General features: G+C 71.1%; 30 protein-coding genes. 18 read left to right on the plus strand and 12 right to left on the minus strand.

All coding sequences use genetic code 11. From position 1 onward, the window contains the following. The first annotated feature begins 51 nt into the window (after positions 1–51). The 3 genes from hrcA (at position 52) to NDW01_RS00640 (ending at position 3,098) form a co-directional block, all read left to right on the plus strand. Positions 52–1,065 (plus strand): heat-inducible transcriptional repressor HrcA, encoded by a 1,014-nt coding sequence (hrcA, locus tag NDW01_RS00630; protein ID WP_252777240.1) that lies wholly within the window; start codon positions 52–54, stop codon positions 1,063–1,065. Beyond that, positions 1,066–2,202: a molecular chaperone DnaJ gene (gene dnaJ / locus NDW01_RS00635; protein WP_252815536.1), complete on the plus strand. Its 1,137-nt coding sequence runs from the start codon at positions 1,066–1,068 to the stop codon at positions 2,200–2,202. A gap of 164 nt (positions 2,203–2,366) precedes the next feature. After that, the gene (locus NDW01_RS00640; RefSeq protein ID WP_252815539.1) at positions 2,367–3,098 is read left to right on the plus strand and encodes a 16S rRNA (uracil(1498)-N(3))-methyltransferase; all 732 of its coding nucleotides are present in this window, start codon (positions 2,367–2,369) and stop codon (positions 3,096–3,098) included. A gap of 210 nt (positions 3,099–3,308) precedes the next feature. Here the strand turns inward: NDW01_RS00640 and NDW01_RS00645 are convergent, their stop codons facing one another. After that, positions 3,309–3,956, minus strand: a complete 648-nt coding sequence (locus tag NDW01_RS00645) for a hypothetical protein (protein WP_252815541.1) — start codon at positions 3,954–3,956, stop codon at positions 3,309–3,311. Then, positions 3,956–4,495 (minus strand): SigE family RNA polymerase sigma factor, encoded by a 540-nt coding sequence (locus tag NDW01_RS00650; RefSeq protein WP_252777264.1) that lies wholly within the window; start codon positions 4,493–4,495, stop codon positions 3,956–3,958. The genes NDW01_RS00645 and NDW01_RS00650 overlap by 1 nt, the downstream gene beginning before the upstream one ends. Positions 4,496–4,807: 312 nt before the next feature. Between NDW01_RS00650 and NDW01_RS00655 the strand changes: the two genes are divergently transcribed. From NDW01_RS00655 to era, 6 genes are all read left to right on the plus strand, one after another. Beyond that, positions 4,808–5,158, plus strand: coding sequence for a histidine triad nucleotide-binding protein (locus NDW01_RS00655; protein WP_252815543.1), 351 nt, complete (start codon positions 4,808–4,810; stop codon positions 5,156–5,158). A gap of 116 nt (positions 5,159–5,274) precedes the next feature. Then, positions 5,275–6,324 carry a PhoH family protein gene (locus NDW01_RS00660; protein WP_252815545.1) on the plus strand — a complete coding sequence of 350 codons (1,050 nt, stop codon included), beginning with the start codon at positions 5,275–5,277 and terminating at the stop codon, positions 6,322–6,324. Between the two features lie 96 nt (positions 6,325–6,420). After that, positions 6,421–6,903 (plus strand): rRNA maturation RNase YbeY, encoded by a 483-nt coding sequence (gene ybeY / locus NDW01_RS00665; RefSeq protein ID WP_252777295.1) that lies wholly within the window; start codon positions 6,421–6,423, stop codon positions 6,901–6,903. After that, complete coding sequence (locus NDW01_RS00670; protein WP_252815547.1) at positions 6,900–8,210, plus strand: hemolysin family protein; 1,311 nt, start codon at positions 6,900–6,902, stop codon at positions 8,208–8,210. The genes ybeY and NDW01_RS00670 overlap by 4 nt, the downstream gene beginning before the upstream one ends. Before the next feature lie 37 nt (positions 8,211–8,247). Next, entirely contained in the window at positions 8,248–8,577 is a 330-nt protein-coding gene (locus NDW01_RS00675; protein ID WP_252815549.1) for a cytidine/deoxycytidylate deaminase family protein, read from the plus strand. A 51-nt stretch (positions 8,578–8,628) separates the two neighbouring features. Continuing rightward, positions 8,629–9,552 (plus strand): GTPase Era, encoded by a 924-nt coding sequence (gene era / locus NDW01_RS00680; protein ID WP_252815551.1) that lies wholly within the window; start codon positions 8,629–8,631, stop codon positions 9,550–9,552. Between the two features lie 63 nt (positions 9,553–9,615). On the opposite strand, the gene NDW01_RS00685 is transcribed toward era, so the two are convergent. After that, the gene (locus NDW01_RS00685) at positions 9,616–10,251 is read right to left on the minus strand and encodes a hypothetical protein (RefSeq protein ID WP_252815553.1); all 636 of its coding nucleotides are present in this window, start codon (positions 10,249–10,251) and stop codon (positions 9,616–9,618) included. A gap of 154 nt (positions 10,252–10,405) precedes the next feature. Between NDW01_RS00685 and NDW01_RS00690 the strand changes: the two genes are divergently transcribed. The 3 genes from NDW01_RS00690 to leuA all read left to right on the plus strand — a co-directional run bounded on the left by NDW01_RS00690 (position 10,406) and on the right by leuA (position 13,900). Next, positions 10,406–11,020 (plus strand): zinc-ribbon domain-containing protein, encoded by a 615-nt coding sequence (locus NDW01_RS00690; protein ID WP_252815555.1) that lies wholly within the window; start codon positions 10,406–10,408, stop codon positions 11,018–11,020. 138 nt (positions 11,021–11,158) lie between these two features. Next, positions 11,159–11,926: a dimethylargininase gene (gene ddaH / locus NDW01_RS00695; protein ID WP_252815557.1), complete on the plus strand. Its 768-nt coding sequence runs from the start codon at positions 11,159–11,161 to the stop codon at positions 11,924–11,926. A 264-nt stretch (positions 11,927–12,190) separates the two neighbouring features. Next, positions 12,191–13,900 (plus strand): 2-isopropylmalate synthase, encoded by a 1,710-nt coding sequence (leuA, locus tag NDW01_RS00700; RefSeq protein ID WP_252815559.1) that lies wholly within the window; start codon positions 12,191–12,193, stop codon positions 13,898–13,900. A gap of 88 nt (positions 13,901–13,988) precedes the next feature. On the opposite strand, the gene NDW01_RS00705 is transcribed toward leuA, so the two are convergent. From NDW01_RS00705 to NDW01_RS00715, 3 genes are all read right to left on the minus strand, one after another. Next, the gene (locus NDW01_RS00705) at positions 13,989–14,243 is read right to left on the minus strand and encodes a protealysin inhibitor emfourin (RefSeq protein WP_252815561.1); all 255 of its coding nucleotides are present in this window, start codon (positions 14,241–14,243) and stop codon (positions 13,989–13,991) included. Then, on the minus strand, positions 14,240–15,277 hold the full coding sequence (locus NDW01_RS00710) for a M4 family metallopeptidase (protein WP_252815563.1): 1,038 nt from the start codon (positions 15,275–15,277) through the stop codon (positions 14,240–14,242). The genes NDW01_RS00705 and NDW01_RS00710 overlap by 4 nt, the downstream gene beginning before the upstream one ends. Positions 15,278–15,384: 107 nt before the next feature. After that, complete coding sequence (locus tag NDW01_RS00715; RefSeq protein WP_252815565.1) at positions 15,385–15,825, minus strand: hypothetical protein; 441 nt, start codon at positions 15,823–15,825, stop codon at positions 15,385–15,387. Positions 15,826–15,943: 118 nt separating this feature from the next. On the opposite strand from NDW01_RS00715, the gene recO reads away from it, so the two are divergent. Beyond that, positions 15,944–16,786 carry a DNA repair protein RecO gene (recO, locus tag NDW01_RS00720; RefSeq protein ID WP_252815567.1) on the plus strand — a complete coding sequence of 281 codons (843 nt, stop codon included), beginning with the start codon at positions 15,944–15,946 and terminating at the stop codon, positions 16,784–16,786. A 15-nt stretch (positions 16,787–16,801) separates the two neighbouring features. Continuing rightward, the gene (locus NDW01_RS00725; RefSeq protein WP_252815569.1) at positions 16,802–17,626 is read left to right on the plus strand and encodes an isoprenyl transferase; all 825 of its coding nucleotides are present in this window, start codon (positions 16,802–16,804) and stop codon (positions 17,624–17,626) included. A gap of 442 nt (positions 17,627–18,068) precedes the next feature. On the opposite strand, the gene NDW01_RS00730 is transcribed toward NDW01_RS00725, so the two are convergent. Continuing rightward, a complete protein-coding gene (locus tag NDW01_RS00730; protein ID WP_252815571.1) occupies positions 18,069–19,544 on the minus strand; it encodes an MFS transporter in 1,476 nt (491 codons plus the stop codon). 106 nt (positions 19,545–19,650) lie between these two features. Here NDW01_RS00730 and NDW01_RS00735 point away from each other — a divergent pair, with 106 nt between their 5' ends. Beyond that, the gene (locus NDW01_RS00735; protein WP_252815573.1) at positions 19,651–20,568 is read left to right on the plus strand and encodes a LysR family transcriptional regulator; all 918 of its coding nucleotides are present in this window, start codon (positions 19,651–19,653) and stop codon (positions 20,566–20,568) included. Positions 20,569–20,612: 44 nt separating this feature from the next. Here NDW01_RS00735 and NDW01_RS00740 read toward each other — a convergent pair whose 3' ends face one another. The 5 genes from NDW01_RS00740 to NDW01_RS00760 are packed head-to-tail and all read right to left on the minus strand — an operon-like array spanning position 20,613 to position 23,825. Further along, complete coding sequence (locus NDW01_RS00740; protein WP_252815575.1) at positions 20,613–20,981, minus strand: Fur family transcriptional regulator; 369 nt, start codon at positions 20,979–20,981, stop codon at positions 20,613–20,615. Then, positions 20,978–21,799 (minus strand): metal ABC transporter permease, encoded by an 822-nt coding sequence (locus tag NDW01_RS00745; protein ID WP_252815577.1) that lies wholly within the window; start codon positions 21,797–21,799, stop codon positions 20,978–20,980. The genes NDW01_RS00740 and NDW01_RS00745 overlap by 4 nt, the downstream gene beginning before the upstream one ends. Further along, entirely contained in the window at positions 21,796–22,551 is a 756-nt protein-coding gene (locus NDW01_RS00750; protein WP_252815578.1) for a metal ABC transporter ATP-binding protein, read from the minus strand. The genes NDW01_RS00745 and NDW01_RS00750 overlap by 4 nt, the downstream gene beginning before the upstream one ends. Beyond that, on the minus strand, positions 22,548–23,438 hold the full coding sequence (locus NDW01_RS00755) for a metal ABC transporter substrate-binding protein (RefSeq protein ID WP_252815580.1): 891 nt from the start codon (positions 23,436–23,438) through the stop codon (positions 22,548–22,550). Before NDW01_RS00755 ends, NDW01_RS00750 begins: the two co-directional genes overlap by 4 nt. Before the next feature lie 60 nt (positions 23,439–23,498). Beyond that, positions 23,499–23,825, minus strand: coding sequence for a DUF6703 family protein (locus NDW01_RS00760; protein WP_308211610.1), 327 nt, complete (start codon positions 23,823–23,825; stop codon positions 23,499–23,501). Between the two features lie 9 nt (positions 23,826–23,834). Between NDW01_RS00760 and NDW01_RS00765 the strand changes: the two genes are divergently transcribed. The 3 genes from NDW01_RS00765 to NDW01_RS00775 all read left to right on the plus strand — a co-directional run bounded on the left by NDW01_RS00765 (position 23,835) and on the right by NDW01_RS00775 (position 26,083). After that, positions 23,835–24,119 (plus strand): antibiotic biosynthesis monooxygenase family protein, encoded by a 285-nt coding sequence (locus NDW01_RS00765; RefSeq protein WP_252777348.1) that lies wholly within the window; start codon positions 23,835–23,837, stop codon positions 24,117–24,119. A 113-nt stretch (positions 24,120–24,232) separates the two neighbouring features. Next, positions 24,233–25,426: a DUF1906 domain-containing protein gene (locus tag NDW01_RS00770; protein ID WP_252815584.1), complete on the plus strand. Its 1,194-nt coding sequence runs from the start codon at positions 24,233–24,235 to the stop codon at positions 25,424–25,426. 207 nt (positions 25,427–25,633) lie between these two features. Next, a complete protein-coding gene (locus tag NDW01_RS00775; RefSeq protein WP_252815585.1) occupies positions 25,634–26,083 on the plus strand; it encodes a hypothetical protein in 450 nt (149 codons plus the stop codon).

The following is a 26,083-nucleotide window of genomic DNA, read 5'->3' on the forward strand; positions in this document are numbered from 1 at the left end:
CAGAGGAGAAGAGTGCCAAATTGAAGGGCTGTGGACACGGGAGGTGAGTGCGTGCTCGACGACCGGAAGCTGGCGGTGCTGCGGGCCATCGTCGAAGATTACGTGTCCACCCATGAGCCGGTGGGTTCGAAGGCGCTGGTCGATCGGCACAACCTCGGCGTCTCGCCGGCCACGATCCGCAACGACATGGCCGTGCTGGAGGAGCAGGGGTACATCGCCCAGCCCCACACGAGCGCGGGGCGCGTACCGACCGACAAGGGATACCGGCTGTTCGTCGACCGGCTGTCGACGATCAAGCCGCTGTCCGTGGCCGAGCGGCGCGCGATCGAGACGTTCCTCGCCAACACCTATGACCTGGACGACGTCGTCAGCCGCACCGTCCGGCTGCTCGCGCAGCTGACCCGGCAGGTCGCGGTCGTGCAGTACCCTTCGCTCACGCGGTCGTCGGTACGGCACGTCGAGCTGGTTCCGATCGCCTCCGAGCGGCTGCTGCTCGTCGTGATCACCAACACCGGCCGGGTCGAGCAGCGGGCGATCGAGACGCATCATCCCGTCTCCGACGAGGCGATCGCGCACCTGCGGGCCCTGCTCAACGCGCGCCTGGACGGGTGCTGGCTCACCGACGTCCCCGACGCGCTGGCAGACCTGCCCGAGCAGGTGTCCGTGGACGAGCGGGCACTGGCGACGACGGTGCTGTCGGTTCTCCTCGAAAGCCTCGTGGAGAAGCACGAAGAAAAGATAATCATCGGCGGCGCGGCGAACCTCGCCCGCGCCGACTTGTCCCAGAGCCTCCGCGACGTGCTGGAGGCGCTGGAAGAACAGGTCGTCCTGATGCGGCTGCTCGGCGAGGCGGGGGACCCCTCCAGCCTCACCGTGCGGATCGGCACCGAGAACCCGCACGAGGGCCTGCGCACGACCTCGGTGGTCGCCACCGGCTACGGCGCCGGCGACCAGGCCGTTGCCCGGCTCGGCGTGCTCGGTCCGACGCGGATGGACTACCCCGGGACGATGGGAGCAGTACGCGCAGTGGCACGTTACGTCGGTCAGATTCTGGCGGGGTCGTAAGTGGCGAACGACTACTACGCGACCCTCGGGGTGCGCCGTGACGCCAGCGCGGACGAGATCAAGAAGGCCTACCGCAGGCTCGCGCGGGAGCTGCATCCGGACGTGAACCCGGACCCGGCCACCCAGGAGAAGTTCAAGGAGATCACCCAGGCGTACGAGGTGCTCTCCGACCCGAAGAAGCGCGAGATGTACGACCTGGGCGCCGACCCGTTCGCGAGCGGCGCCGGGGCGGGGGCCGGGGCCGGCGGCTTCGGCGCCGGGTTCCCCTTCAGCGACATCATGGACGCGTTCTTCGGCACCGCGACCCAGCGCGGGCCGCGCAGCCGGGCCCGGCGCGGCCGCAACGGCACCGTCCGCGTGGAGCTCGACCTGTCCGAGACGGCGTTCGGCACCACCCGTGAGCTCACCGTCGACACGGCGGTCGTCTGTGACACCTGCTCGGGTGCGGGTACGGCCCCCGGCACGCACCCCGAGACGTGCGACATGTGCCACGGCCGCGGCGAGGTCCAGCAGGTCACCCGGTCGTTCCTCGGCCAGGTGATGACCTCGCGTGCCTGCCCGCAGTGCGGCGGCTACGGCACCATGATCCGCACGCCGTGCACGGAGTGCTCCGGCGACGGGCGCGTCCGCACCCGCCGTACGATCAAGGTCCGCATCCCCGCCGGCGTCGAGAACGGCACTCACATCCAGCTCGCCGGCGAGGGCGAGGTCGGTCCCGGCGGCGGCCCGGCCGGCGACCTGTTCCTCGAGATCGTGGAGCGTCCGCACGCGATCTTCGAGCGGCAGGGCGACGACCTGCACTGCACCGTCCAGGTCCCGATGACGGCGGCCGCGCTCGGCACCTCGCTGATCGTCGAGACCCTGGACGGCCCGGAGGAGATCGACATCCGGCCCGGCACGCAGTCCGGCCAGGTCATCCCGATGTACGGCCGGGGCGTCAAGCACCTCAACGAGAGCGGCCGCGGCGATCTGATGATCCACGTGAACATCGAGACGCCGACCAAGCTCGACGAGGAGCAGGAGGAGCTGCTGCGCAAGCTGGCGAGCCTGCGCGGCGAGGAGCGACCGCCCGGCAAGTTCGCGCCGGGCCAGCAGGGCTTCTTCTCCCGCCTCCGCGACGCCTTCAACGGCCGCTGAGCCCCACGCCGAGGCCCCCGCTCCCCGGACACGGGGAGCGGGGGCCTTCGCGGACGGAGCGGGAGCCTCGTTCGCACGGCCGGACCGGGGAAGGCTTCGCGCACGCGTTCACCGGTCCGGCCCGCGGGCCCGTTCGACCCCGCCGTACGCCTACGATCGGTCCCATGAGCCCGCCCCTCTTCCTCAGCGAGCCCTCCCGCCTCGAGTCCGACCGGATCGTCCTCGACGGCCCCGAGGGACGCCACGCGGCGGCCGTACGCCGGCTGCGGCCGGGGGAGCGGGTCGACCTGAGCGACGGGGAGGGCCGGCTCGTCGAGTGCGTCGTCACCGCCGCCGAGCGCGACAGTCTTCACCTGGAGGCACGGGAACGCCGGCACGTTCCGCGCCCGGACCCCCGGATCGTGGTGGTGCAGGCACTGCCCAAGGGCGACCGGGGCGAGCTGGCGGTCGAGACGATGACCGAGGTGGGCGTCGACGTCATCGTCCCCTGGACGGCCGCCCGCTGCGTCACCCAGTGGCGGGGCGACCGCCGGGCCAAGGCGCTCGCCCGGTGGCGGGCCACCGCGCGCGAGGCGGCCAAGCAGAGCCGGCGCGCCTGGCTGCCCGAGGTGACCGAGCCGGCCGACACCACCACGGCGGCCGAGCGGGTCGGCGGCGCCGCGCTCGCCGTCATCCTGCACGAGGAGGCCGAGCGGCCGCTCAGCCGCGTCGACGTCCCGGACACCGGCGACATCGTCGTCGTCGTGGGCCCGGAGGGCGGGCTCACCGATGAGGAGGTCGCCGCGTTCGAGGCCGCCGGAGGCGGCACGGTGCTCCTCGGCCCCACCGTCCTGCGCACCTCCACCGCAGGAGTGGCCGCGGCCGCCGTGCTCCTCAGCCGCGCCGGTCGCTGGTAGCCCTCAGCCCACGCGGGCGAACGGCCCGGCGCCCAGGAAGACGACCGGCCGACGGCGAACGGAATCGGCCGGCCGTGACGTCCACCACCGGGCCCACGGCGAACGGAGCGGGTCGGCGGTGATGCGGACGGCCGGGCTCCACGGGCGACGAAGCCGGGCCGGCTCAGACGCGGGAGGCCGGTCCGTCGGCGGACGGAACCGGCCTCGCGGTCACGGAGACGACTGGGTCGACGGCTGCTGGACGCCGTTGGTCGGCGCCTCGCTCGTCGGCGCCTGCGTCGGCGTCGTGGCGGGCGGCGGAGACTCCGGCTGGGTCGGCGGCGCCGAGGTCGCCGTGTCCGGACCGCAGGTCACCTGCGGCCGAGGAGCCGGACTCGCCGTCTGGTCGACGGTCGAACCGGCCGGCGGCGTGATCGGGTTCTCACCCGGCGGGCACTTGCGACCCGGGATGATGTGGGTGCCGGACGGGCCGATCCTGGACGGCGACGGGCGCGGCGTCGCGCTGCCGGCCGTACGAGGCGGGTTGACCGGCGGGGAGGCGGTGTACACCTGCTGGCCGCCGTTCACGGGCCCGCCGCCGCTCTGCCCGTTGTCGGGGCTGAAGCGCCCCGTCTGCACGAACGTCTTGAGCGCCGGCGTCGTCGACACCGCGATTCCCGCGATCACGATCGCGGCCGCCACCGCCGCCAGGGGGCGCAGCCACGGGATCGTGAACCACGCGCCGAAGCGCCGCTCCTGCTTGTCGGCTATCTTGCCGCGGATCTGCGAAAGCCCCTCTGGAGAGGGCGTGACCGCTTCCGCTTCCGCGTGCAAGACACGGCGCAGACGCTCGCCGTACTCGTCGAAGGGTTCGGTCATTAAAGCTGCTCCAGAACGCTGCGTAGCGCGGCCATCCCGCGCGCGGTGTGGCTCTTGACGGCTCCCCGGCTGATCCCCATGGTGTGGGCGATCTCCGCCTCTGACAGATCACCGTAGTAGCGCAGCACCAGTGCCTCGCGCTGCCGGGTCGGCAGCCCGTTCAGAGCCTTGATCACGGCCGAACGCTCGAGCTCGACGATCGCGCCGTTCTCCGCGCTCGGCGCGTCCGGCAGCCCCTTGGGAGCATACTTCTCGACGACCGCACGGTGCCGCAGTACCGATCGTGACCGGTTGACCACCGACTGCCGGAGGTAGGAGAGGGCCTTCTCCGGATCGCGCAGCCGCCGCCAGGCCCCGTGCATGGCGACGAACGCGTCCTGCACCACTTCCTCCGCCGTCGCCGAGTCGCGCACCAGCAGGGCGCTGAGGCGTACCAGGGAACGGTAATGAGCGCTGTAAAGCGCGGTAACCGCCTGGTCAGCATCCCAGGCCACGGTCACAGCGCCCGTCGTTGCTCTGGCCACGAGGGTCTCGGTCACATCAGTAGGACGCGTGCCCTCGCCGTCAGGTTTACGAAAGGGCATTCCTCGTCTCGCCTTATCCGCCCGTCAGTGCCGTCATCGGCTGTCGTCTTGATTGGACGAACGCCTTGACCCGGCAGGTTCGTGCGAACGTCACCCGGCCTCGGATTTGCCGAAGGATCCCGCGCTGGGGGTTCGCGTGAAGGTAACGATAACCAGACAAGGGCGTGTCTTGCCCACACTTACCCGCGGGTCGCCGTAACGATTCGCAGACATCCGTGACGCCCCGTGGCGCGATAACATGCGCAGATCCCTGCGAAGGAGACCGCATTGACGGAACAGGACTGTTTGTTCTGCAAGATCGTGTCCGGGGAAGTGCCTGCGGACGTCGTTCGTGAGACGGACCGGACGATCGCGTTCCGGGACATCAATCCGCAGGCGCCGACGCACGTGCTCGTCATCCCGCGTGACCACCACCCGACCGCGGCGGCACTGGCCGCCCGGGACGGCGACCTCCTCGCGGAGATCGTCCGCGAGGCCCATCAGGTCGCGGTGGCCGAAGGCATCGAGGAGACCGGGTACCGCGTCGTGTTCAACACCGGCCCGGGGGCCGGGCAGACCGTCTTCCACGTGCACGCGCACGTGCTCGGGGGCCGTGGGCTGGGCTGGCCGCCGGGATGAGCCGCCGTCTCCGCGCGGCCGGAAATTGAGTGGTCCGGGCCGGTACCATGGTTGATACGCAGCCGAAGACCCGACGTGACCGGAAGGCAGGGGCGAAAAGGCCGTAAGGCCGCGCTATGGCCGAATCAACTCATACCGGGGCTGCGCCCGACGGCGCGCCCACGCAGATCAAGATCGTGATCCCCGACGACCACTCGATGGTCGCCCTGCTCGGCTCCCGTGACGAACTCCTCGAGGTCGTGGAGCGAGCCTTCGACAGCGACGTCCACGTCCGCGGCAACGAGATCACGATCACCGGTCGACCGGAAGAGACCGACCTCGCCGCGAAGCTGTTCGAGGAGCTGCTCGACCTGCTCAAGAGCGGCACGCCCATCACGCCCGACGCGATAGAGCGCAGCATCGCCATGCTGCGCGCCGAGACGTCCGAGCGGCCGGCCGAGGTCCTCACCCTCGACATCCTGTCCTCGCGGGGCCGCACCATCCGCCCCAAGACGCTCAACCAGAAGCACTACGTCGACGCGATCGACAAGCACACGATCGTGTTCGGCATCGGACCGGCGGGCACCGGCAAGACGTACCTGGCCATGGCCAAGGCCGTGAAGGCCCTGCAGGCCAAGCAGGTCAACCGCATCATCCTGACCCGCCCGGCCGTCGAGGCCGGCGAGCGGCTGGGCTTCCTGCCGGGCACCCTGTACGAGAAGATCGACCCGTACCTGCGGCCGCTGTACGACGCCCTGCACGACATGGTCGACCCCGACTCGATCCCCCGCCTCATGGCCGCCGGCACGATCGAGGTCGCCCCTTTGGCCTATATGCGCGGAAGAACCCTTAATGACTCCTTCATCATCCTCGATGAGGCGCAGAACACCTCGCCGGAGCAGATGAAGATGTTCCTGACCCGGCTCGGGTTCGGGTCGAAGGTCGTCATCACCGGTGACGTGACCCAGGTGGACCTGCCGTCCGGGCAGCTGAGCGGCCTGCGCGTCGTCCAGGACATCCTCGACGGGCTCGACGACATCAGCTTCTGCACGCTGACCAGCAAGGACGTCGTGCGGCACAAGCTCGTGAGCGCGATCGTCGACGCGTACAGCCGGTACGACGCGCAGTCCGATCACATCAAGCAGGGCGCGTCCGGTCGTGGCCCGCGCAAGCCACGGGGGCATTAGACCTGTAATGAGCAGGAGTGAGCCCGCCGCAGCGAGCGGAGTGAAGGGGCGAGGGACGAGTCCCTTCGCGGAGCGAGCGAGAAGGGCGAGCGGCCAATGAGCATCGAGGTTCTGAACGAGTCCGGCGCGGAGGTCGACGAGACCGCGCTGTCGGCCCTGGCGGCGCACGTGCTGGAGAAGCTGCGGGTCCATCCGCTGGCCGAGCTGTCGATCGTCCTCGTCGACGAGGACGCGATGAGCGAGCTGCACGAGAAGTGGATGGGCGAGCCGGGCCCGACCGACGTGCTGTCCTTCCCGATGGACGAGCTGCGGCCGGGCCACGTGTCCGGGGGCACCGAGGACGCGCCGCCGGACCCGGCGCTGCTGGGCGACGTCGTGCTGTGCCCGTCCGTCGCGGTGCGGCAGGCCAAGAAGGCCGGTCACAGCGCCGAGGACGAGCTGCACCTGCTGTGCACCCACGGCATCCTGCACCTGCTCGGCTATGACCACGCCGAGCCCGAAGAGCACAAGGAGATGTTCGGCCTGCAGGCCGAGCTGCTCGCCTCATGGCGGGCGGCGCGTGCCCGGCCCTCCTCATGACCGCTGTTCAGGGTTGGTTGATCGTCGGTGCCGCCGTGCTGGTGGCGGTGGCCGGTCTGTTCGCGGGCGCCGAGACGGCGCTCGCCCGGATCTCCCGGATCCGGGTCGAAGAGCTGGGACGCGAGGAGCGGCGGGGGAGCCGGCAGCTCGCCGAGGTCGTCGCCGACCCGCCGCGCTACCTCAACCTGCTGCTCCTGCTGCGGGTCAGCTGTGAGCTGGGCGCGACGGTCCTGGTCGCGGACCTGTGCATCACCTGGCTCGGGGCGAACTGGCGCGCGTACCTCACCGCCGCGGCCGTGATGATCGTGATCAGCTACATCGCGATCGGCGTCACGCCCCGGACGCTCGGCCGTCAGCACGTCGACCGGATGGCGCTGGTCGGCGCGGCGCTGATCCATCCGCTGGCGCGCGTGCTGGGGCCGCTGCCGAGGCTGCTGATCCTGCTGGGCAACGCCCTCACGCCGGGCCGGGGCTTCCGCGAGGGGCCGTTCGCGTCAGAGGCCGAGCTGCGGGACCTCGTCGACCTCGCCGAGCAGCGGCAGCTCATCGAGCCGGACGAGCGGCAGATGATCCACTCGGTGTTCGAGCTGGGCGACACGCTGGTGCGCGAGGTGATGGTGCCGCGGACCGACATCGTCTTCATCGAACGCGACAAGACGTTGCGGCAGGCGCTGTCGCTGGCGCTGCGCAGCGGGTTCTCCCGGATCCCGGTGGTGGGGGAGAACGAGGACGACGTGGTCGGCATCGCCTACCTGAAGGACATCGTCCGCCGCAGTCACGAGTTCCGCGAGGGCGAGTCGGTGGAGAGGGTCGAGTCGATCATGCGGCCGGCGACGTACGTCCCGGACAGCAAGCCGATCGACGAGCTGCTGCGCGAGATGCAGGCCCGGCAGATCCACTGCGCGATCGTCATCGACGAGTACGGCGGGACCGCCGGGCTGGTCACGATCGAGGACATCCTCGAGGAGATCGTCGGGGAGATAACCGACGAGTACGACCAGGAGTTGCCCCGGGTCGAGGAGCTGCCGGACGACTCCGCGCGGGTGACCGCGCGGCTTCCGGTGGAGGACCTCGCGGAGCTGTTCGGCGTGGAGATCGAGGTGGACGAGGTCGAGACGGTCGGTGGTCTGCTGGCGCACGCGCTGGGCCGGGTGCCGATCGCCGGGTCGCAGGCGACGGTGGCGGGGCTGCGGCTGACCGCCGAGAGCCTGGCGGGCCGCCGGAACCGCATCGGCACGGTCCTGGTCGAACGAGTCCCGGCCGAGGAGCCCGCGGCCGAGGAGGAGCGCGAGAACGCCGACGCCTGATCACGGCCCGCCCACGGCGGGAAGTACGCTGGGGCGCGTGAGCGAGCTCGATCCGGAAGACGCGAAGATCATTACCTTGGCCCGATCCACGCGGGCCCGTGCGGGCTCGGCGGAGGGCGCCGCCGTCCGGGACGAGACCGGCCGCACGTACGCCGCCGCGACGGTGGAGCTGCCGTCACTGAGGCTGACGGCGCTGCAGGTGGCCGTGGCGATGGCCGTGTCGAGCGGAGCGGAGAGCCTGGAGGCGGCCGCGGTCGTCGCCGAGGACGGCACCCCTGACATCGCGGCGGTCCGTGACCTCGCCGCCAAGGCGCCGGTCCTCGTCGCGGGCCTCGACGGCGCCGTACGGACCGTGCTGACGGACTGATCGTCTGCGCCCCTGTCGGAGTCCCGCGCGGAATACGGGACAATCGACGGTGTGAACTCGCCCCAGACGCCGACCGGCACGCGCTTCAGATCAGGGTTCGCCTGTTTCATCGGGCGACCCAACGTGGGCAAGTCCACGCTGATGAACGCCCTCGTCGGGACGAAAGTGGCGATCACCAGCAGCAAGCCGCAGACGACACGCCGGGCGATCCGCGGCATCGTGCACCGCCCCGACGCCCAGCTCGTCATCGTCGACACGCCGGGGCTGCACAAGCCCCGCACCCTTCTCGGCGAGCGGCTGGACAGCCTCGTCCGGTCCACGTTGAGCGAGGTCGACGTCATCGGGTTCTGCGTTCCCGCGAACGAACCGGTCGGGCCGGGCGACCGGTTCATCGCCGCGGAGCTGGCCCAGGTGAAGAAGACCCCGGTCATCGCGATCGTGACCAAGACCGACCTCGCAGACCGGAATCAGGTCGCGGAGCAGTTGCTGAAGGTCTCCGGGCTCGGTGAGTGGGCGGACGTCGTGCCGTGTTCGGCCGAGTCGAACTACCAGCTCGACGTGGTCAGCGACCTGCTCGCGGCGCGGCTGCCCGAGGGCATGCCGCTGTACCCCGAGGGTGAGCTGACCGACGAGCCCGAGCAGATCCTGGTGGCGGAGCTGATCCGCGAGGCCGCGCTGGAGGGCGTACGCGAGGAGCTTCCGCACTCGATCGCCGTCGTGGTGGACGAGATGAGCCCGCGGGCGGGCCGCGACGACCTGGTCGACGTGCACGCCTGGCTCTTCGTCGAACGCCCGAGCCAGAAGGGCATCGTCATCGGGCCGAAGGGCGCCCGGCTCAGGGAGGTCGGCACCCGCGCCCGCAAGCAGATCGAGGCGCTCCTGGGCACGAGGGTCTACCTCGACCTGCGGATCAAGGTGGCGAAGGACTGGCAGCGGGACCCGAAGCAACTGCGCCGCCTCGGCTTCTACGACTGATCCGGCGCCCCGTCTCCGCGGCCACGACCCGGCGCGGCCGACGCGCGCCCGAGTGGGCCGGCGCTATGGCCGGGCGGGGCGGTGTCCGCGTGCCAGCGCGGCCAGGCCGAGGGCCAGCACCGCCACCGAGGCGAGGACGGCGACCCAGAATCCCCAGGTGAGCGACTCGGTCACGCCCGCGTCGCCGAGGGTCATGCCGCGGTGGAAGACGGCCAGCAGGCTCAGGGCGCCGGGGATCGCGGCGTACGGGATGAACCGCTCCTGCACCGCCCGGCCCGCGAGGGCGAGGGCGAGGGCCGCCATTCCGGCCAGCAGGAGGACCTGCCCGTGCGGCTCGGACAGCCCGTACGACACCTGCCCTCGGGTCGCCGGCACGTTCATGAAGATGCTGCGCCCGAAGTCGGGAGTGCGCCACGTCGTCCACGGCAGGAAGATCGACAGGAGCAGCAGCGAGGCCGCGCCGATCAGCAGCACACCGAGGTACTCACCGAGGCTCTTGGGCGGCGCGGGCTCCGGCGGCTCGGGCGCGGGCGGGACCTGCGGCGGCGTGAACCACGCCTGGGGCGGCCTCGGTGACGTCGTGCCGTCCGATGCCGAGGCGGGGTCCGGGGCGGTCGCGCGTACCCTCTCGGTACCGGTTCGCGGCGGCGGGACGGCGTCGGCGTCGGGCAGGGGATCGTCGCCAGGCGGGGTGGTCATGCCGCGGCAGCGTAACGTCCGATGCCCGGGAGGGCCGGTGATTCGGGGAAGTTCGCCCTTCATGGGCAGGGAACTGCAGCCCCCGCCGCTCTGCCGGACCGGACGACCGGCTGGATATTCTCCGATATCAGGTTGATACAGGAGGAGGCCGCCCGTGTTGCTGATCTTCGGGTTCGCCGTTTTCTTCCGGACGGTGGGCCACGGTGACTTTCACTGTCCGCACTGCGGGGGCGACCGGCGCTATCGGCACCGGGTGGCCCGCCGGTGGTTCACGTTGTTCTTCCTGCCGGTGATCCCGCTGACGAAGGCGGGTGAGGTCGTGGAGTGCGTCACCTGCCGGAACCGCTTCGGCCTGGGCGCGCTCCGCCTGCCGACGGCCCGGCAGATGGAGGCCGCGCTCCCGCTGGCCATGCGCGCCGCGGCGGTGCTGGTCCTGACCGCCGGTGATCCTGAGAACACGGCGGCGCGGAGCCGCGCGGTCGATGCGGTTCGCGGATACGGCGCGGCCGACTTCGACGACGACGCGCTCCAGGCGGCCATCGACGAGCGGCCCCGTGACACGGACGAGGTGATCGCGACCGCGGGCGCCCAGCTCACCACCGAGGCCCGGGAGTGGTTCCTGGCGCAGGCGGTCCGTATCGCGCTGGCCGACGGGGCGCTCAGCGACGTCGAGCGCCGTGCGCTCCGCCTGGTCGCGGACCGGCTGGGCCTCACGCCGGCGCACGCGTTCGGCGTGATCGCGACCACCGAGGCGGCGGCGCGCGAGTGAGCGGAGTGGGACCGCCGGCAACGAGAGGCGGCGTACGAGCGGCCGCGTGCCGGCGGCCGCGTACCAGAGGCCGCGACAGTGCGGTGACGCAGAGGGCGCTCCCGGACCGGGAGTGCCGTGACATGGCAGGAGCCGTCCGTGGAATCCGAGAAGCGCACCGCCCTGGTGCGGCGACCGAGCCCGCGCCTGGCCGACGGCCTGGTGACCCATATCGACCGGACCCCGGTGGACGCCGAACTGGCGGCGCGCCAGCACGAGGCGTACGTCGCGGCCCTGCGGGCGGCGGGCTGGGGGGTGCGTGAGCTCCCGGCGGCCGACGATCTCCCGGACGCCGTGTTCGTCGAGGACACCGTGGTCGTCTGCGGCGACCTGGCCGTGCTCGCCCGGCCGGGGGCACCGGAGCGCCGTGCGGAGGTGGCGTCCGTCGAGCGGGTGGTCACCGAGTTGGGTCTCGAGGTCGCCCGGTTCGAGGGGGAGGCCACGCTGGACGGCGGTGACGTGCTGCAGGTCGGCACCACCGTCTACGTCGGCCGGTCCGGCCGTACGAACGAGGACGCCATCTGCGCGGCGGCCCGGATCCTCGGCGCCCGCGGCCGGCACGTCGTCCCGGTCCAGGTGCGGGGCTGCCTGCATCTGAAGACGGCGATGACGGCCCTGCCGGACGGCACGCTCATCGGCAACCCCGACCGGGTGGACACCTCGGTCCTGCCGGGCCTGCGGGTGGCGCCGGAGCCGTCCGGCGCGCACGTGGTCCTCCTCGGGGAGAAGCAGGTCCTCATCGCCGCGTCCGCGCCCCGTACGGCCGAGCGGCTCCGGGACGAGGGCTACGACGTGTCGGTGGTGGACATCAGCGAGTTCGAGAAGATGGAGGGCTGCGTGACCTGCCTGTCCGTCCTCGTGCCCTGATCGGCGAGGACCACGGTCGGTTCATCGCTCGGGGCGTTCCCGTCGGCATGACCTGCCGGAAAGACGGTGCCGCGTCTCCGTCGTCTCATCAGATGGGACCGATTGGGACGGTGCGGATGCGGTCTGTTAGCTTGTACACCGTGCTGCGCGAGCTGCTCCTCCTTAGCGGCCGCGGCGGGGGCCTGTAACAGGCCGGCTCCCTCGCCGCGGGGCTTCGGCGTGACCGTCGGCCGTGGGCACCTGTCTCGGGAGCATCCCTTTCTCATGAATCCTCGTATCACGCAACAGCCCAGCCCCATGCCCTTCGGCCGGTACGCGCCGTTCACGCCGGTGGATCTGCCGGACCGCACGTGGCCGAGCAAGACGATCACCCAGGCCCCGCGGTGGCTGTCCACCGACCTGCGCGACGGCAACCAGGCGCTGATCGACCCGATGAGCCCCGCGCGCAAGCTGGCCATGTTCGAGCTGCTGGTCCGCATGGGCTACAAGGAGATCGAGGTCGGGTTCCCCTCGGCCAGCCAGACCGACTTCGACTTCGTCCGGCAGCTGATCGAAGAGGACCGGATCCCCGCCGACGTGCAGATCTCCGTCCTCACCCAGGCGCGTGAGGAGCTGATCGAGCGCACGGCCCAGGCGCTGACCGGGGCGCCGCGCGCGACGATCCACCTGTACAACGCCACCGCGCCGCTGTTCCGGCGCGTGGTCTTCGGGATCGACCGGGACGACTGCAAGGCCCTGGCCGTGCAGGGCACCCGGCACGTCATGAAGTACGCCGAGAAGTACCTCGGCGACTGCGACTTCGGCTACGAGTACAGCCCGGAGATCTTCATCGACACCGAGCTGGAGTTCGCGCTCGAGGTCTGCGAAGCGGTCATGGACACCTGGGAGCCGGGCCCGGACCGCGAGATCATCCTGAACCTGCCGTCCACGATCGAGCGGTCCACGCCGAACGTCTACGCCGACCAGATCGAGTGGATGAGCCGCAACCTGTCCCGCCGTGAGCACATCGCGCTGTCGGTGCACCCGCACAACGACCGCGGCACCGGCGTGGCCTCGGCCGAGCTGGCGATGCTGGCGGGGGCCGACCGCGTCGAGGGCTGCCTGTTCGGCAACGGCGAGCGTACGGGCAACGTCTGCCTGGTGACGCTGGGGATGAACCTCTTCTCCCAGGGCGTCGACCCGCAGATCGACTTCTCCGACATCGACGAGATCCGCCGTACCGTCGAGTACTGCAACCAGATCCCGGTACACGAGCGCCACCCGTACGCCGGCGACCTCGTCTACACCTCCTTCTCCGGCTCCCACCAGGACGCCATCAAGAAGGGCTTCGACGCGCTGGAGCGCGACGCGGCGGCCGCCGGCGTGCCGGTGGAGGAGTTCCGCTGGGCGCTGCCGTACCTGCCGATCGACCCCAAGGACGTCGGCCGGTCGTACGAAGCGGTCATCAGGGTCAACAGCCAGTCCGGGAAGGGCGGCGTGGCCTACATCATGAAGACCGAGCACTCCCTGGAGCTGCCGCGCAAGCTGCAGATCGACTTCTCCCGCGTCGTCCAGGAGCACACCGACGGCGAGGGCGGCGAGGTGACGCCCGAGCAGATGTGGGAGATCTTCGAGCGGGAGTTCCTGACGAACGGCCCGCGGGTCGGTCTGCTGGCCCACCGGGCCAGCTCCCGCGTCGACGAGAAGGACGTCCTCAACGTCGACCTGCGCATCAACGGGGAGATCCGCGAGATCGAGGGCATCGGCAACGGCCCGATCTCCGCGTTCACCGACGCGCTCGCGTCGGTCGGCATCCAGGCGCGGGTCCTCGACTACGCCGAGCACGCCCTGTCGGCGGGAAGCGACGCGAAGGCCGCGGCGTACGTCGAGTGCCAGGTCGGCGACCAGGTGCTGTGGGGCGTCGGCATCGACGGCAACACGGTGACCGCCTCGCTCAAGGCGGTGCTGTCGGCCGTCAACCGCGTGGGGCGCTGACCGCCCCGGAGCAGAAAGACGTGCCGTTCGGCCCCCGTCATCCCGCGGGCCGGGCGGCCCGGCTGAAGTGAGCCCTCACAAAGGGCGATCAACGGCCGTGGGTCAGGACATAGTCGACGAGATCCCGGAGCGGGCCGCACAGGTCCGTCTCCGCGACCGGTACGCAGTGGTCGTCCACCTCGACCTCGTACAGGAACCGGTCGGCGGCCGGCGCGGGCGCCGGCACGTCACCAAGGTCGATCTCGTCGATGAGCCTGGCCACCGTCGGGTGGTCCGCCGAGTCGATCTCGGCGCGGCGGACCATCCCGGCGAACCCTCCGCTGCGAGTGACGGTCACCTTCACGCGGCCTCCACGCCGACGGTCGTCCACGCCTGGCGCACGGCGTCGCGCTCGGCGCTCTGCGCGCCGAAGAGCCTGCCCGCGCATTCCGCCGTCATGCGGGCGAACGTCGCGAAATCCGCGTCCTTCGGCAGATGTCCGCCGGTGAGCGTCTCGTACCAGATCCGCCCGGCCTTCTCCCACGCGTGCCCGCCGATCGCGGCCGCGGCGAGGTAGAACGCGCGGTTGGGGATCCCGGAGTTGATGTGCACGCCGCCGTTGTCGCGGGTCGTCTGGACGAAGTGCGCCATGTCGGCGGGCTGCGGGTCCTTGCCGAGGTTCGGGTCGTCGTACGCGGTGCCGGGCGCCTTCATCGAGCGCAGCGCGACGCCCCGCACCCCGGAGGCGAACATGCCCTGGCCGATCAGCCAGTCGGCCTGGTCGGCGGTCTGGCCGAGGTGGTACTGCTTCACGAGCGAGCCGAAGACGTCGGAGATGGACTCGTTGAGGGCCCCGCTCTGGCCCGTGTAGTCCAGCCCGCCGGAGTACTGCGTGACGCCGTGGGTGAGCTCGTGCCCGGTGACGTCGAGCGGTCCGGTGAAGGTCGTGAAGACGTGCCGGTCGCCGTCGCCGTAGACCATCTGGGAGCCGTCCCAGAAGGCGTTGTCGTAGTCGACGGCGTAGTGGACGCTCGCGACGAGCGGTAGGCCGGCGCCGTCGATCGAGTCGCGGCCGTAGGAGCTGCGGTAGAAGTCGAACGTGACGCCGAGCCAGTCGTAGATCTCGTCGGAGGCCCGGTCGCCGGTCGGCGGGGCGCCCTCGGAGCGGACCGACTTCCCGGGCAGCCGGTTGAGGTGCCCGGCGTCGTGGATGTTCCGCTTCGCGGCCGCGGGCCCGGTCGTCGGCTCGGCGGAGGCGATCAGCTGCGCGGCCGCGCGCGCGTCACGCTGTCCGGTGTCGATGACGAGGGTCTGCCGGGCGGACTCGCGCAGCCGCTCGTCGTGGTGGTTTTCGGCGAGGTGGTCCAGGACGTGTGGGGGGACGATCGCGCATCTCATGGGGCCACGCTCCCACGCGCGTGTCGCCCCCACCACGCTTTACCGGGGCCGCATCCGGTCACGGACCGTCAAAGAACGCCTCCGCTACGCAACGGGTGGTGTTTTGCTCACCACTCGTTTCCGTAGTCACTGTCGTACTCGACGCCGTCATCGTCGACGATGACGGTCTCGTGCACGACATGCTCGACGACCTCGACGTGCTCATGGTCGTCGTCCAGCAGTTCGTTGACGACCATGCCGCCGACGAACCCCGCCGCGCCCGCGGCGGCGACGCTGCCCAGACCGTACTGCCGCCCGTGGTGATGGTGGTCGTGTTCGTACTCCACCGGGTAGCCGTAGCCCGGCTGCGGATAAGCCTGCTGGTAACCCGGCTGCGGGTACCCGTGCTGGTAACCCGGCTGCGGGTAGCCGCTCTGCGCCTGGAGGTACTCCATCCAGCGCTGCGCGCACGCCGCGCAGCAGCGTACGGGGCGGGGCGCCCCCCACTGCGGCGTCCAGGTGATCTCCTGGGAGGCCGGACCGTGTGAAGCGTCGAAGAAGCAGGTCAACGTTCTCTCCTGAGACGTCGGCTCGTACGAGCCTGGTGATCGAATCGTCAAGTCAACGAACCTTGGACCGTGGCGGGTTCCTGCCGGTTCCACCCGGCGTCTGCGGGACAATGGACGGGTGAGTCTCTATCGTGACGAAGGCGTCGTCCTCCGCACCCAGAAACTGGGCGAGGCCGACCGCATCGTGACGATCCTTACCCGTCGCAGCGGACGGGTACGCGCCGCGGCCAAGGGCGTCCGCAAGACCAAGTCGCGGTTCGGCGCCCGGCTGGAGCCGTTCACACACGTGGACCTGCAGTTGTACGAGCGCCGCTCCCTCGACCTGATCACACAGGCCGAGACGCTGCGCCCGTACGGTGAGCGCCTCGTCTTCGACTACCCGCGCTACACCGCCGGCACGGCGATGCTGGAGACCGCCGAGAAGCTGACCCCGATCGAGAAGGAACCGGCGCTGCGGCAGTTCCTCCTCGTCATCGGCGGGCTGCGGACCCTCGTGGAGGGCGGGCACGATCCCCGCCTCGTCCTCGACGCCTACTTCCTGCGCTCGCTGGCGATCGCCGGCTACGCGCCGTCGCTGGAGGAGTGCGCGCGCTGCGGCGAGCGCACCGGACGGGCGTTCGCGATCGCGGCCGGCGGTATGGTGTGCGGATCATGCCGTCCCCCCGGGTCCGCCAGCCCCGCCGAGGCGACGGTCGGCCTGATGATCGCTCTGCTCCGCGGTGACTGGGCGCGCGCGGACAGCAGCGAGCCGAGGCACCGGCTGGAATGCAGCGGCCTCGTCGCCGCCTACCTCCAGTGGCACCTGGAACACGGCATCCGTTCCCTCAAGCACGTGGAGCGCGAGAAGCCGAGTGCGACCATTGAGCGCGGGCGCGAGGCGCCGAGCGAGTGGAGCGGTCGGCCGAGGGACGAGGCGGCGGAGTCCTTCCACGGCATGACGCTGAACACGACCATTGAGTGAGGAGAACACCGGACGATGAGGGGCGTACAGCCGCCGGACCCGCACGAGAGCGGCGCACGGCCGCCCGCGATCCCCAAGGATCTCGTTCCCCGGCATGTCGCCGTCGTCATGGACGGCAACGGTCGGTGGGCGAAGGAGCGCGGCCTGCCGCGTACCGAAGGTCACAAGATGGGGGAGTACTCCCTCTTCGACGTGATCATGGGGGCGATCGAGCTCGGCGTGCCGTACCTGTCGGCGTACGCGTTCTCGACGGAGAACTGGCGGCGGTCGCCCGACGAGGTGCGGTTCCTCATGGGCTTCAACCGTGACGTGATCCGCCGCCGCCGTGACCAGCTGAACGCCATGGGCGTTCGCGTGCGCTGGGCCGGCCGCAGGCCGAAGCTGTGGCGCAGCGTCATCAAGGAGCTCGAGGACGCCGAGCGCATGACGAAGGACAACAAGGTGCTGACCTTGCAGTTCTGCGTCAACTACGGTGGCCGGGCCGAGATCGCGGACGCGGCCGCTGCCATCGCCCGCGACGTGCAGGCGGGCCGCCTCCGCCCGGACAAGATCAACGAGAAGGTCTTCGCGCGGTACCTCTACCAGCCGGACATCCCCGAGGTGGACCTCTTCCTGCGTCCGTCCGGGGAACAGCGCAGCTCGAACTTCCTGGTGTGGCAGTCGGCGTACGCCGAGTTCGTGTACCAGGACGTTCTGTGGCCGGACTTCGACCGGCGCCACTTCTGGCACGCGTGCGAGCAGTACGCCCGCCGCGACCGCCGGTTCGGCGGCGCTCAGCCGAACGAGGTCACCGCCGAGGAGATCGGCGCCGACGACGAGGAACCGGCCTCCATCCGCTGAGCCGTCCCTGCGGCACGACGCCGGGCCCGGGCCGGTGAAGGGCCCCGGGGAACACGGTCCGGACGAACCCGTTCGCACACGAAGTGCTTCCGGACGGGCCGGCGACCCGCGGGAACGGCCGAGCATCGAGGCCCTCCGGGATTCGCACGATCGCAATGGCGCCGGCCGCTCGTGGATCTAGCGGCAAGCGCTCTACGCCGAGGATTTCGGTGGTGTGAGCAACCAGGATCCTCGGCGCTGATCGGTGACGGGCGGCGCGCTCTCGGCGATGGACGGCTCTTCCGTCTTCAGAAGAAGGCGCCCTGCCTCGGGACATCGGGCGGGCCGGCGGTGTCGTCTCCCACGACACCGCCGCCGCCGTGCGCGGCGTCGAACCGGCGCGTCCGCACCCGGCACGTCACGCGAGACCGCGGGCATGGTCGAGCGGCATGGGACCTTCCGGTCACTTCTCGGTGGGGCGGTACCAGAACGTCACCACGAGCGCGGAGGCCAGGACGATGAGCGCGATCACGCGGTAGCCCGCCGCCATGGCGTCGGTGAAGGCCGACACGACCCCGGCGTGCGTCTCTGGAGCGGAGGCCGCGAGCGCCTGCCCGATCGTGTGCGCGTGTACCCCGGCGGGGAGCTCCGCCGTGAAGCGCGTGCTGAGGATCGTTCCCAGCACGGCCACGCCGAGGGCGCTGCCGACCTCGCGCGCCGCGCCGTTGAGGCCGGACCCGAGGCCGGCCCGTTTCGGCGGCAGGGCGCCGATGACGGAGGTGGAAAGGGGCGGGGTGCTCAGGCCCATGCCGGTCGACATCAGCAGGAGAAAGACGACGTACAAGGCGTACGGGCTGCGGGGGCCGACGGTCGAGAGCAGTCCCAGCCCGGCGGCGATGGCCAGCAGCCCGGTCACCACGACGCACCGCTCCCCGAACCGGGCCGCCAGCGCGACGCTGCGCCGCGAGACGACCATCATGCCGAGCGCGAGCGGGCCGATGGCCACACCGGTCAGCAGGGGCGAGAAGCCCTTCACGTACTGCAGGTACTGCGCGTTGACGAAGAACAGCGCGAACAGCCCGAAGAACGTGACCGTGATGCCGGAGACGCCGGCGCGGAGCCGGGCCACGGCGAAGATCCGCGGGTCGACGAGCGGATGCTCGGCACACAGCGCGTACGCGGTGAAGACGCCGAACACGAGCGCGGAGACGGCGAACGCGCCGAGCACCGGCCCGGACGACCAGCCGCGTTCCGGACCTTCGATGATGCCGTACAGCAGTGCGACGAAGGCCAGGATCACCAGGGCGCAGCCGATGACGTCCAGATCGGCGGGGTGCCGTTCGGACCGGGGCGCGACCCGCGCGCACAGCGCCAGCAGGACCAGCACGATCGGGGCGACCGCCCAGAACAGGCCCTGCCACGGCAGGTACTCCAGAACGAGGCCGCCACCGATGTTGCCGATGATTCCGGCGATCCCGGTCGCCGCCGTCCAGGAGGCGATCGCCTGCCCCCGCAGCCGCGCCGGGAACGCCTGCACGGTCAGCGACAGCGTGGCGGGCATGACGAGGGCGGCGCCGAGCCCGGTGACGGCCCGTCCGGCGATCAGCGCGCCGGCGTCCGGGGCGAGCGCGGAGGCCACGCAGCCGGCCGCGAAGACGGCCAGGCCGCCGAGCAGCGCTCCCCGGCGGCCGTACCGGTCGCCGAACGCTCCGGCCGGGATCAGCAGGCAGGCGAACACGATCACGTACGCGTCGACGATCCAGAGCAGCTGCGCCGACGAGGGTCGCAGGGAGCTCGCGGACAGCTGGGGAACGGCCAGGTTGATCGCGGCGACGAGCGCGACGGTCATGGTCGCGCAGGCGGCCATCAGGGCGAGGATGAGGGTACGGCGGGGGTGGCCCTCATCGGGCGGCGCGGCCACGGGGGTCTGAACGGTCATGTGACGAACCTCGGGTCGAAGGAGACGGGAGGTTCGAGGCCTCGAACGAGGACAACGCTAAGCTGCGGTGCCACTTGCCCTCAAATGCAACTTCTGCAGGTGATTAGTGCATTCGACGCACTCCAAGCTCGACCTGAACCTTCTCGTGGCTCTGGACGCCCTGCTCGAGGAGGGGAGCGTCGCGGGCGCCGCGCTGCGCCTGCACCTGTCCGCGCCGGCGATGAGCCGTACGCTCGCGCGCATCCGCAGGGCCCTCGGCGATCCGGTGCTGGTGCGCTCCGGTCAGGCGATGGTCCCGACGCCCCGGGCACTGGCCGTCCGTGCCGAGGTCCACGAGCTGGTCGAACGCGCGGTCGCGCTGTTCTCTCCGTCCGAGCTCGACCTGGGAACGCTGGAGCGGACGTTCACGTTGCAGGCCGACGATTCGATCATCATGGTGACGGGGACGGCGCTGCTCGAGCGGATCCGCCGGGAGGCGCCCGGGGCGGCCTTGCGCTTCCTCCCCGAGGGGCCGGACGACACCGGCGGCCTGCGCGACGGGCGCGTCGACCTGGAGATCGGCGTCATCGACGGCGCGCCGCCGGAGGTGCGGGTGGAGCCGCTGTACGAGGACGACCAGGTCGGCGTCGTCCGGGCCGGGCATCCATTCCTCGATGGCGAGCCCACCGCCGAGCGGTTCGCCGCCGCCGAGCACCTGACGGTGTCACGGCGGGGCAGGTTCGAGGGGCCGATCGACGCTCGGCTCGCCGAGCGGGGGCTGCGTCGCCGCGTCGTGGCTTCGGCGCCGACGTTCTCCGCGTCGTTGTTCATGCTGTCCGTCACCGACCTGGTCGGGCGGGCGGGCCGGCGGTCGCACGCGGCGACCGTCGACCGGTTGGGGCTGGTGGCGTTCGATCTGCCCGTCGAGGCGCCGTCCTCGAGGGTGGCCATGGCCTGGCACCGCCGGTACGAGGCGGACGTGGCGCACGCGTGGCTGCGCCGTCTCGTCCGCGAGGTCGTCGCCGGCATCGTCGACCGGCCCTGACCCGGGCCGGCGCCACGGCGCGGCCGGCGGAACCGGCTGCCGCGTCAGTGCTCGGCGCAGGTGCCGAAGACCTCGACCGTGTGGGTGACGTCGCGGAAGCCGTGCTCGGCGCCGACCGCCTCGGCCCACTTCTCCACCGCCGGGCCCTCGACCTCGACCGTACGGCCGCAGACGCGGCAGACCAGGTGATGGTGGTGCTCGTCGGTCCGGCAGGCGCGGTAGATGGCCTCGCCCTCATCGGTGCGCAGCACGTCGACCTCGCCGGCCTCGCTGAGCGACTGCAGGGCGCGGTAGACGGTGGTCAGGCCGATCCGGGAACCGGCGGCCCGCAGGTCGGCGTAGATGTCCTGGGCGCTGCGGAAGCTCTCACAACCGGACAGCGCCCGGCGCACGTCCTCCCGTCGCCCGCTCACGTCACGTCCGTTCGCCGCATACGCACCAGTTTCCCCGTTCCGACGGCGGCCAGAAAGACGGCCATCGCCAGCAGAACGATCGTCGGGCCGGGGGCGAAGTCGGCGTCGACGGAGACCCACAGGCCGCCGACCGAGGAGACCACCCCGACGACGACGGCCAGCCCGATCGTCGTCATGAACCCGCGGGTGAGCTGCTGCGCCGCCGCGACCGGTACCACCATCAGCGCGCTGACCAGCAGCAGGCCGACCGCGCGCATCGCCACCACCACGGTCAGCGCCGCGGTCACCGCGATGAGCAGCGACAGGAACCGCACCGGCAGGCCGCTTGCGCGGGCCACCTCCTCGTCCTGGCACAGGACGAACAGCTCCCGGCCGAACACGGCCAGGATCACGATGACCGCGACGGCGAGACCGGCGACGATGTACAGGTCGGTGGTGCCGACGCTGCTGATCGAGCCGAACAGGTAGCTGGAGAGGTTCGCGCTGCCGCCGGACAGGTTGGCGAACAGCACGCCGCCCGCCAGCCCGCCGTAGAACAGCAGGGCGAGAGCGACGTCGCCGCCCGTGCGGGTCCGGACCCGCAGCAGCTCGATCGCGACGGCGCCCAGCGCGGACACCACGAGCGCGAGGATCGTGGGCGAGCTGCGGGTGAGCAGGCCCAGCCCGACGCCGGTGAGCGCGATGTGCCCGATGCCGTCGCCGAGCAGGGCCAGCCGCCGCTGCACGATGAACGTGCCGACCGCCGGAGCCGCGATGCCCACGAGGACGGCGGCGATCAGCGCGCGGCGGAGGAAGTCGTAGGACAGGAGTTCGATCATGACAGCAGGTGTGGCTCCTCGGCCGGGGCGTGCGGGTGGACGTGGTCGTGGCCGGGCCGGGCGCACTCGCCCTTCGGCTCCGGGGGAACGCCCTCGTGCGAGATGAGGCCGTTCTCCAGGACCACGGAACGGGTGATCAGAGGCTCCATCGGCCCGAGCTCGTGGGCGACCAGCACGACCGTACGGCCCTCGGCGACCTGGTCGCGGAGCGTACGGGCGAGGGTCTCCTGGCTGGCCGCGTCGACGCCCGCGGTCGGCTCGTCCATGACGAAGACGTCCGGCTCACCGGCGAGGGCGCGGGCGATGAGCACGCGCTGCTGCTGGCCGCCGGACAGCTCCTGGGCGGAGTCGCGCGCGCGGTGTGCCATGCCGACGGCCTCCAGGGCCCGATCCACCGCGCGCCGGTCGGCGGCCGAGAACGGGCGGAACCGCGACTGCCGGGCGATCCGCCCCGACGACACGACCTCGCGTACGGTGGCGGGCACGCCGCCGCCGACCGACAGCCGCTGCGGGACGTACCCGACGCGCTTCCAGTCCTTGAAGCGGGCCGGCGGCACGCCGTACAGCTCGACCCGCCCGGCCGACAGCGGGATCAGGCCCAGCAGCGAGCGGATCAGCGTGGACTTTCCGGAGCCGTTCGGCCCCATCACGGCGAGGACCTCGCCGGGCTCGACGGTCAGGTCGACGCCGCGCAGCACCGGGCGGCGGTCCAGCCGCACCTCGCCGCCTGTCATGCGGAACGGAACGGTCATCGGCATCCTAGAGCGGGTCGCAGTATCGAGAGGTCACGGCGCATGATCGAGAAGTAGTCGTCGGACGAGCCACGTTTCACGCCCTCGACCGGGTCGAGGACCTCGGTGCGCACGCCCGCCTCGTTCGCGAGCGTCGCGGCGGTCTTCGGGCTGGCGAGCGTCTCGGTGAAGACGGTGGTGGCGTGCGTACGCCGGACGAGGTCGATGAGACTCGCCAGGCGGCCGGGTGAGGGCTCGGCCTCGGGGTCCAGGCCGGTGACGCCGACCTGCGTCAGACCGTACCGCTGGGCCAGATACCCGAACGCCGAATGGCTCGTGACGATCTCCTTGCGGGCGCAGTCCCGCAGGCCCGTACGGAACTCCCCGTCCAGGGCGGTCAGCTTCGTGACCACCTGCGCGGCGCGCGAACGGTACCCCGCCGCGTGCGCGGGGTCGATCGCGGCGAGGCGCTCACCGAGGGCGGTGGCCACGGTCGCGAACCTGTTCGGGTCCAGCCACAGGTGGGGGTCCTCGGCGGCGTGGCCGGTCTCGTCCTGCGGCGCGGGAAGCGTCGTGACCAGCGACGACGCGTCGATGGAGTGCTTCTTGGCGTGTTCGCGCACGGCCTTGTCGACGGCCGGCTGCACGCCCTTGATGTAGAAGGCCAGCTTCGATTCGCCCACGTCGATGACCTGGCGCGGGGTCAGCTCCAGGTCGTGGGGTTCGGCGCCGGGCTTGGTGAGGTTCTGCACGGAGCCGTTGGGGCCGGCGACCTGCTCGGCGAGCCACGCCAGCGGGTAAAAGGCCGCGACGATCTTGGGGTCACCGTGGCCGCCGGTCCGCGCTCCGCAGGCGGTCGCCAGCAGCGCGGCGCCGAGCGCGAAGGGCAGGAGTCGTCGGTATCGCACGCTCTGAGTATGGATGAATATGAAAATGATTGTCAAAATCGCCCATGTCCGGGTTGTCGGTCAGCTCACCAGCTTCCCGACCGCGACCGCCAGGATGACCGCGGGGACCACGATCCTCACCAGGCGATGGGACGCGCTCCGCGCCGGTGCGGCCAGGAACGCGAACCACAGCAGGAACGCCAGCACCGCGAGCAGCACGCCGCCGGCCACACCCGGCGCCGCCAGGCCCGCGATCAGCAGCGCGGGCAGGACCACCAGCGGGACCCACCGGGGAAGCTGCTGGAGGTAGAGGAAGAAGACGGCGCTGCGCTGCCGAAGTTTCGAATCCACGCCCCCATCGTCCCGCATCGGCGTCCCGCGCGGGGAGATCGCCTCGCCTACCGGCATGATGGACGGGTGCTGGCCATCACCCGCTACCGCGTTCCCGAGACCGAGACCGAGACGTTCGTCAAGACGGCGCACGAAGTGCTCCGCTCCCTCGCCGGCAGCCCCGGCCACCGTTCCGGCGGCCTCGCCCGGTCCGTCGACGAGCCCGACCTGTGGGCGATGGTGACCTACTGGGACGGCGCCGGCTACTACCGCCGGGCGCTCGGCGCGTACGACGTACGGCTGGCGCTCATCCCGCTCTCGGCGCTCGCCATCGACGAGGCCGGGGCGTACGAGATCGTCGACCCTGAGTAAAGAGCGGGCTTCCCGCCGTCGAAGACCTTCTCTGCCCCCCGCGCGCCCCGCCACGGTCCTGGCAGCCCCTCCGATCATCGTCGTCGTACGGACGACGATCGTGGGGGGACGCCATGCGCCGTGCCATGCTGCTCGCCGGAATCCTCGGAACACTGCTCCCGGGCGCACCGTCCGCCCAGGCGGACACCGACGTCCACTACCAGGGCCTCCGCATCCCGGTGCCCGCCGGATGGGAGGTCCACCGCCTCGGCCCCCGTTCCACGGACTGCCTCCGCTTCGACCGGCACGCCGTCTACCTCGGTCCCGCCGGCGAGAACCAGGACTGCCCCGCCCACGCCGTCGGCCGTACGACGGCCATCCACGTCGAACCGCTCACCGCGCAGACGAACGCCCTGGTGACCGGCATGCTGGCAGGACGACACCCCGAGAGCGGACGGCCGCCGGGCCTGCGGGTGCACGACCCGGCCGCCCACGAGATCCTGCTCGCGGTCCCGCAGGCCGGAGCGTTCATCACCGGCTCGTACGGCGCGAACGCCCAGGACCTGGAGCGCGTCCTGGCCCGCATCACCGTCGACCCGCCACCGGCCGAGGGCGCGACCGAGCGCCACACCGGCACCGCCCACCGCCGCTGGGTGCGGGGCGACGGATTCGACACCTGCCACGCGCCGTCCCTCGACGCGATGCAGGCGTGGCGCAAGGACTTCGTCGCCGCCAACGTCTACATCGGCGGTGTCTCCCGCGCCTGCCCGGACGGCAGGCTGTCCCACGACTGGGTCGCCGCCGTACGGGCCATGGGCTGGCGACTGATCCCGACGTACGTCGGCCCGCAGGCGCCGTGCGGCCCGCATCGCGTCAACTTCACCCCTGACAGCGCCGTCGACGACGCGAGAGCCTCGGCCGAAGACGCCGCCGACCGCGCCCGTCTCCTCGGACTGCGCCGGCACACGCCCATCTACTACGACATGGAGGCGTACGGCCGGCACGATCCCGTCTGCCGGGAGGCGGTCCTCGACTTCATCGACGCGTGGACCAGGAGACTGCGCCGCCTCGGCTACGTGCCGGGCGTCTACAGCAGCGTCGCCTCGGGCATCCACGACCTGGCCGAGGCCAAGGGGATCAAGAAACCCGCCGCCGTCTGGTTCGCCCACTGGGACAAGAAGTCCGACCCCTGGAAAGACCGGTACATGCCACATGGTTGGTGGCCCGGCCACCGCCGCATCAAGCAGTACCGGGGCGACCACCGCGAAACCCACGGCGGCTACACCCTGAACATCGACAACGACGCCCTCGACGGCTACGTCCGCTGACCAAATCCGTGAATCGGTCGGACCTCAATCAGGTTCGATCAAGGATGGGTAGTTCCCGGAGCCGATGAACTGCCGAATCTCCCGGATAAGGCCGCCGACTAGCGGAGTTTCGGACGATGTCTCCTCGACATGACAGGCGATGTTTCTGTACCTTGACTTACTGTTTCCGGGCACGGGGGTGCGCAAGTCAAGAAGGGGGGCGGCCGCATGCCGCCACTGAACGAAGGGGGCACGCAGCGGGGGGTGCAGTCTTCCCCGCCATGGGTCGGAGGGGGGGACCCAGACGTCAAGTGGGCACCATTCAAGATCGACCATGCCGCCTCAATTCTCGAGCGGGCGCTGGAACACCTGAGCGCCACCGGTGCACTTGACGAAGTTCAGACTCAAGGGCTCCTCACCGCTGCCGAACTCGGCAACTGGGACGCAGGGCAAACGCTCGCGGGCACCACCGAGGCTGCGTACAAGCACATCAGTGCGGTCTCCCGGGACTTCCTCACGCAATATGCAGCCGCGATCAGACTGCTACGCAGGACCGCAGCCCACTATTCCGGCACCGAAGAGGGCCTTGCACAACACATACGGCAGATCGGCGGCGGCCGCGAGCAGCCGACCCGGGCCCAGAGTCCGACTTGGGCCAACACGCCGTCGGCCGACTGA

The sequence above is a fragment of the Actinoallomurus soli genome (assembly GCF_024055715.1).
Lineage (GTDB): Bacteria > Actinomycetota > Actinomycetes > Streptosporangiales > Streptosporangiaceae > Actinoallomurus > Actinoallomurus soli.

Coding starts and splice junctions, on each gene's coding strand:
- NDW01_RS00640 (WP_252815539.1), top strand. CDS start 2,367: ATGAGCCCGCCCCTCTTCCTCAGCGAGCCCTCCCGCCTCGAGTCCGAC.
- NDW01_RS00745 (WP_252815577.1), bottom strand. CDS start 21,799: ATGATCGAACTCCTGTCCTACGACTTCCTCCGCCGCGCGCTGATCGCC.
- leuA (WP_252815559.1), top strand. CDS start 12,191: ATGAATCCTCGTATCACGCAACAGCCCAGCCCCATGCCCTTCGGCCGG.
- NDW01_RS00730 (WP_252815571.1), bottom strand. CDS start 19,544: ATGACCGTTCAGACCCCCGTGGCCGCGCCGCCCGATGAGGGCCACCCC.
- NDW01_RS00660 (WP_252815545.1), top strand. CDS start 5,275: ATGGCCGAATCAACTCATACCGGGGCTGCGCCCGACGGCGCGCCCACG.
- NDW01_RS00685 (WP_252815553.1), bottom strand. CDS start 10,251: ATGACCACCCCGCCTGGCGACGATCCCCTGCCCGACGCCGACGCCGTC.
- ybeY (WP_252777295.1), top strand. CDS start 6,421: ATGAGCATCGAGGTTCTGAACGAGTCCGGCGCGGAGGTCGACGAGACC.
- NDW01_RS00710 (WP_252815563.1), bottom strand. CDS start 15,277: ATGAGATGCGCGATCGTCCCCCCACACGTCCTGGACCACCTCGCCGAA.
- NDW01_RS00760 (WP_308211610.1), bottom strand. CDS start 23,825: ATGCCGGTAGGCGAGGCGATCTCCCCGCGCGGGACGCCGATGCGGGAC.
- NDW01_RS00725 (WP_252815569.1), top strand. CDS start 16,802: ATGAGGGGCGTACAGCCGCCGGACCCGCACGAGAGCGGCGCACGGCCG.
- NDW01_RS00645 (WP_252815541.1), bottom strand. CDS start 3,956: ATGACCGAACCCTTCGACGAGTACGGCGAGCGTCTGCGCCGTGTCTTG.
- NDW01_RS00775 (WP_252815585.1), top strand. CDS start 25,634: ATGCCGCCACTGAACGAAGGGGGCACGCAGCGGGGGGTGCAGTCTTCC.
- NDW01_RS00670 (WP_252815547.1), top strand. CDS start 6,900: ATGACCGCTGTTCAGGGTTGGTTGATCGTCGGTGCCGCCGTGCTGGTG.
- NDW01_RS00770 (WP_252815584.1), top strand. CDS start 24,233: ATGCGCCGTGCCATGCTGCTCGCCGGAATCCTCGGAACACTGCTCCCG.
- NDW01_RS00750 (WP_252815578.1), bottom strand. CDS start 22,551: ATGACCGTTCCGTTCCGCATGACAGGCGGCGAGGTGCGGCTGGACCGC.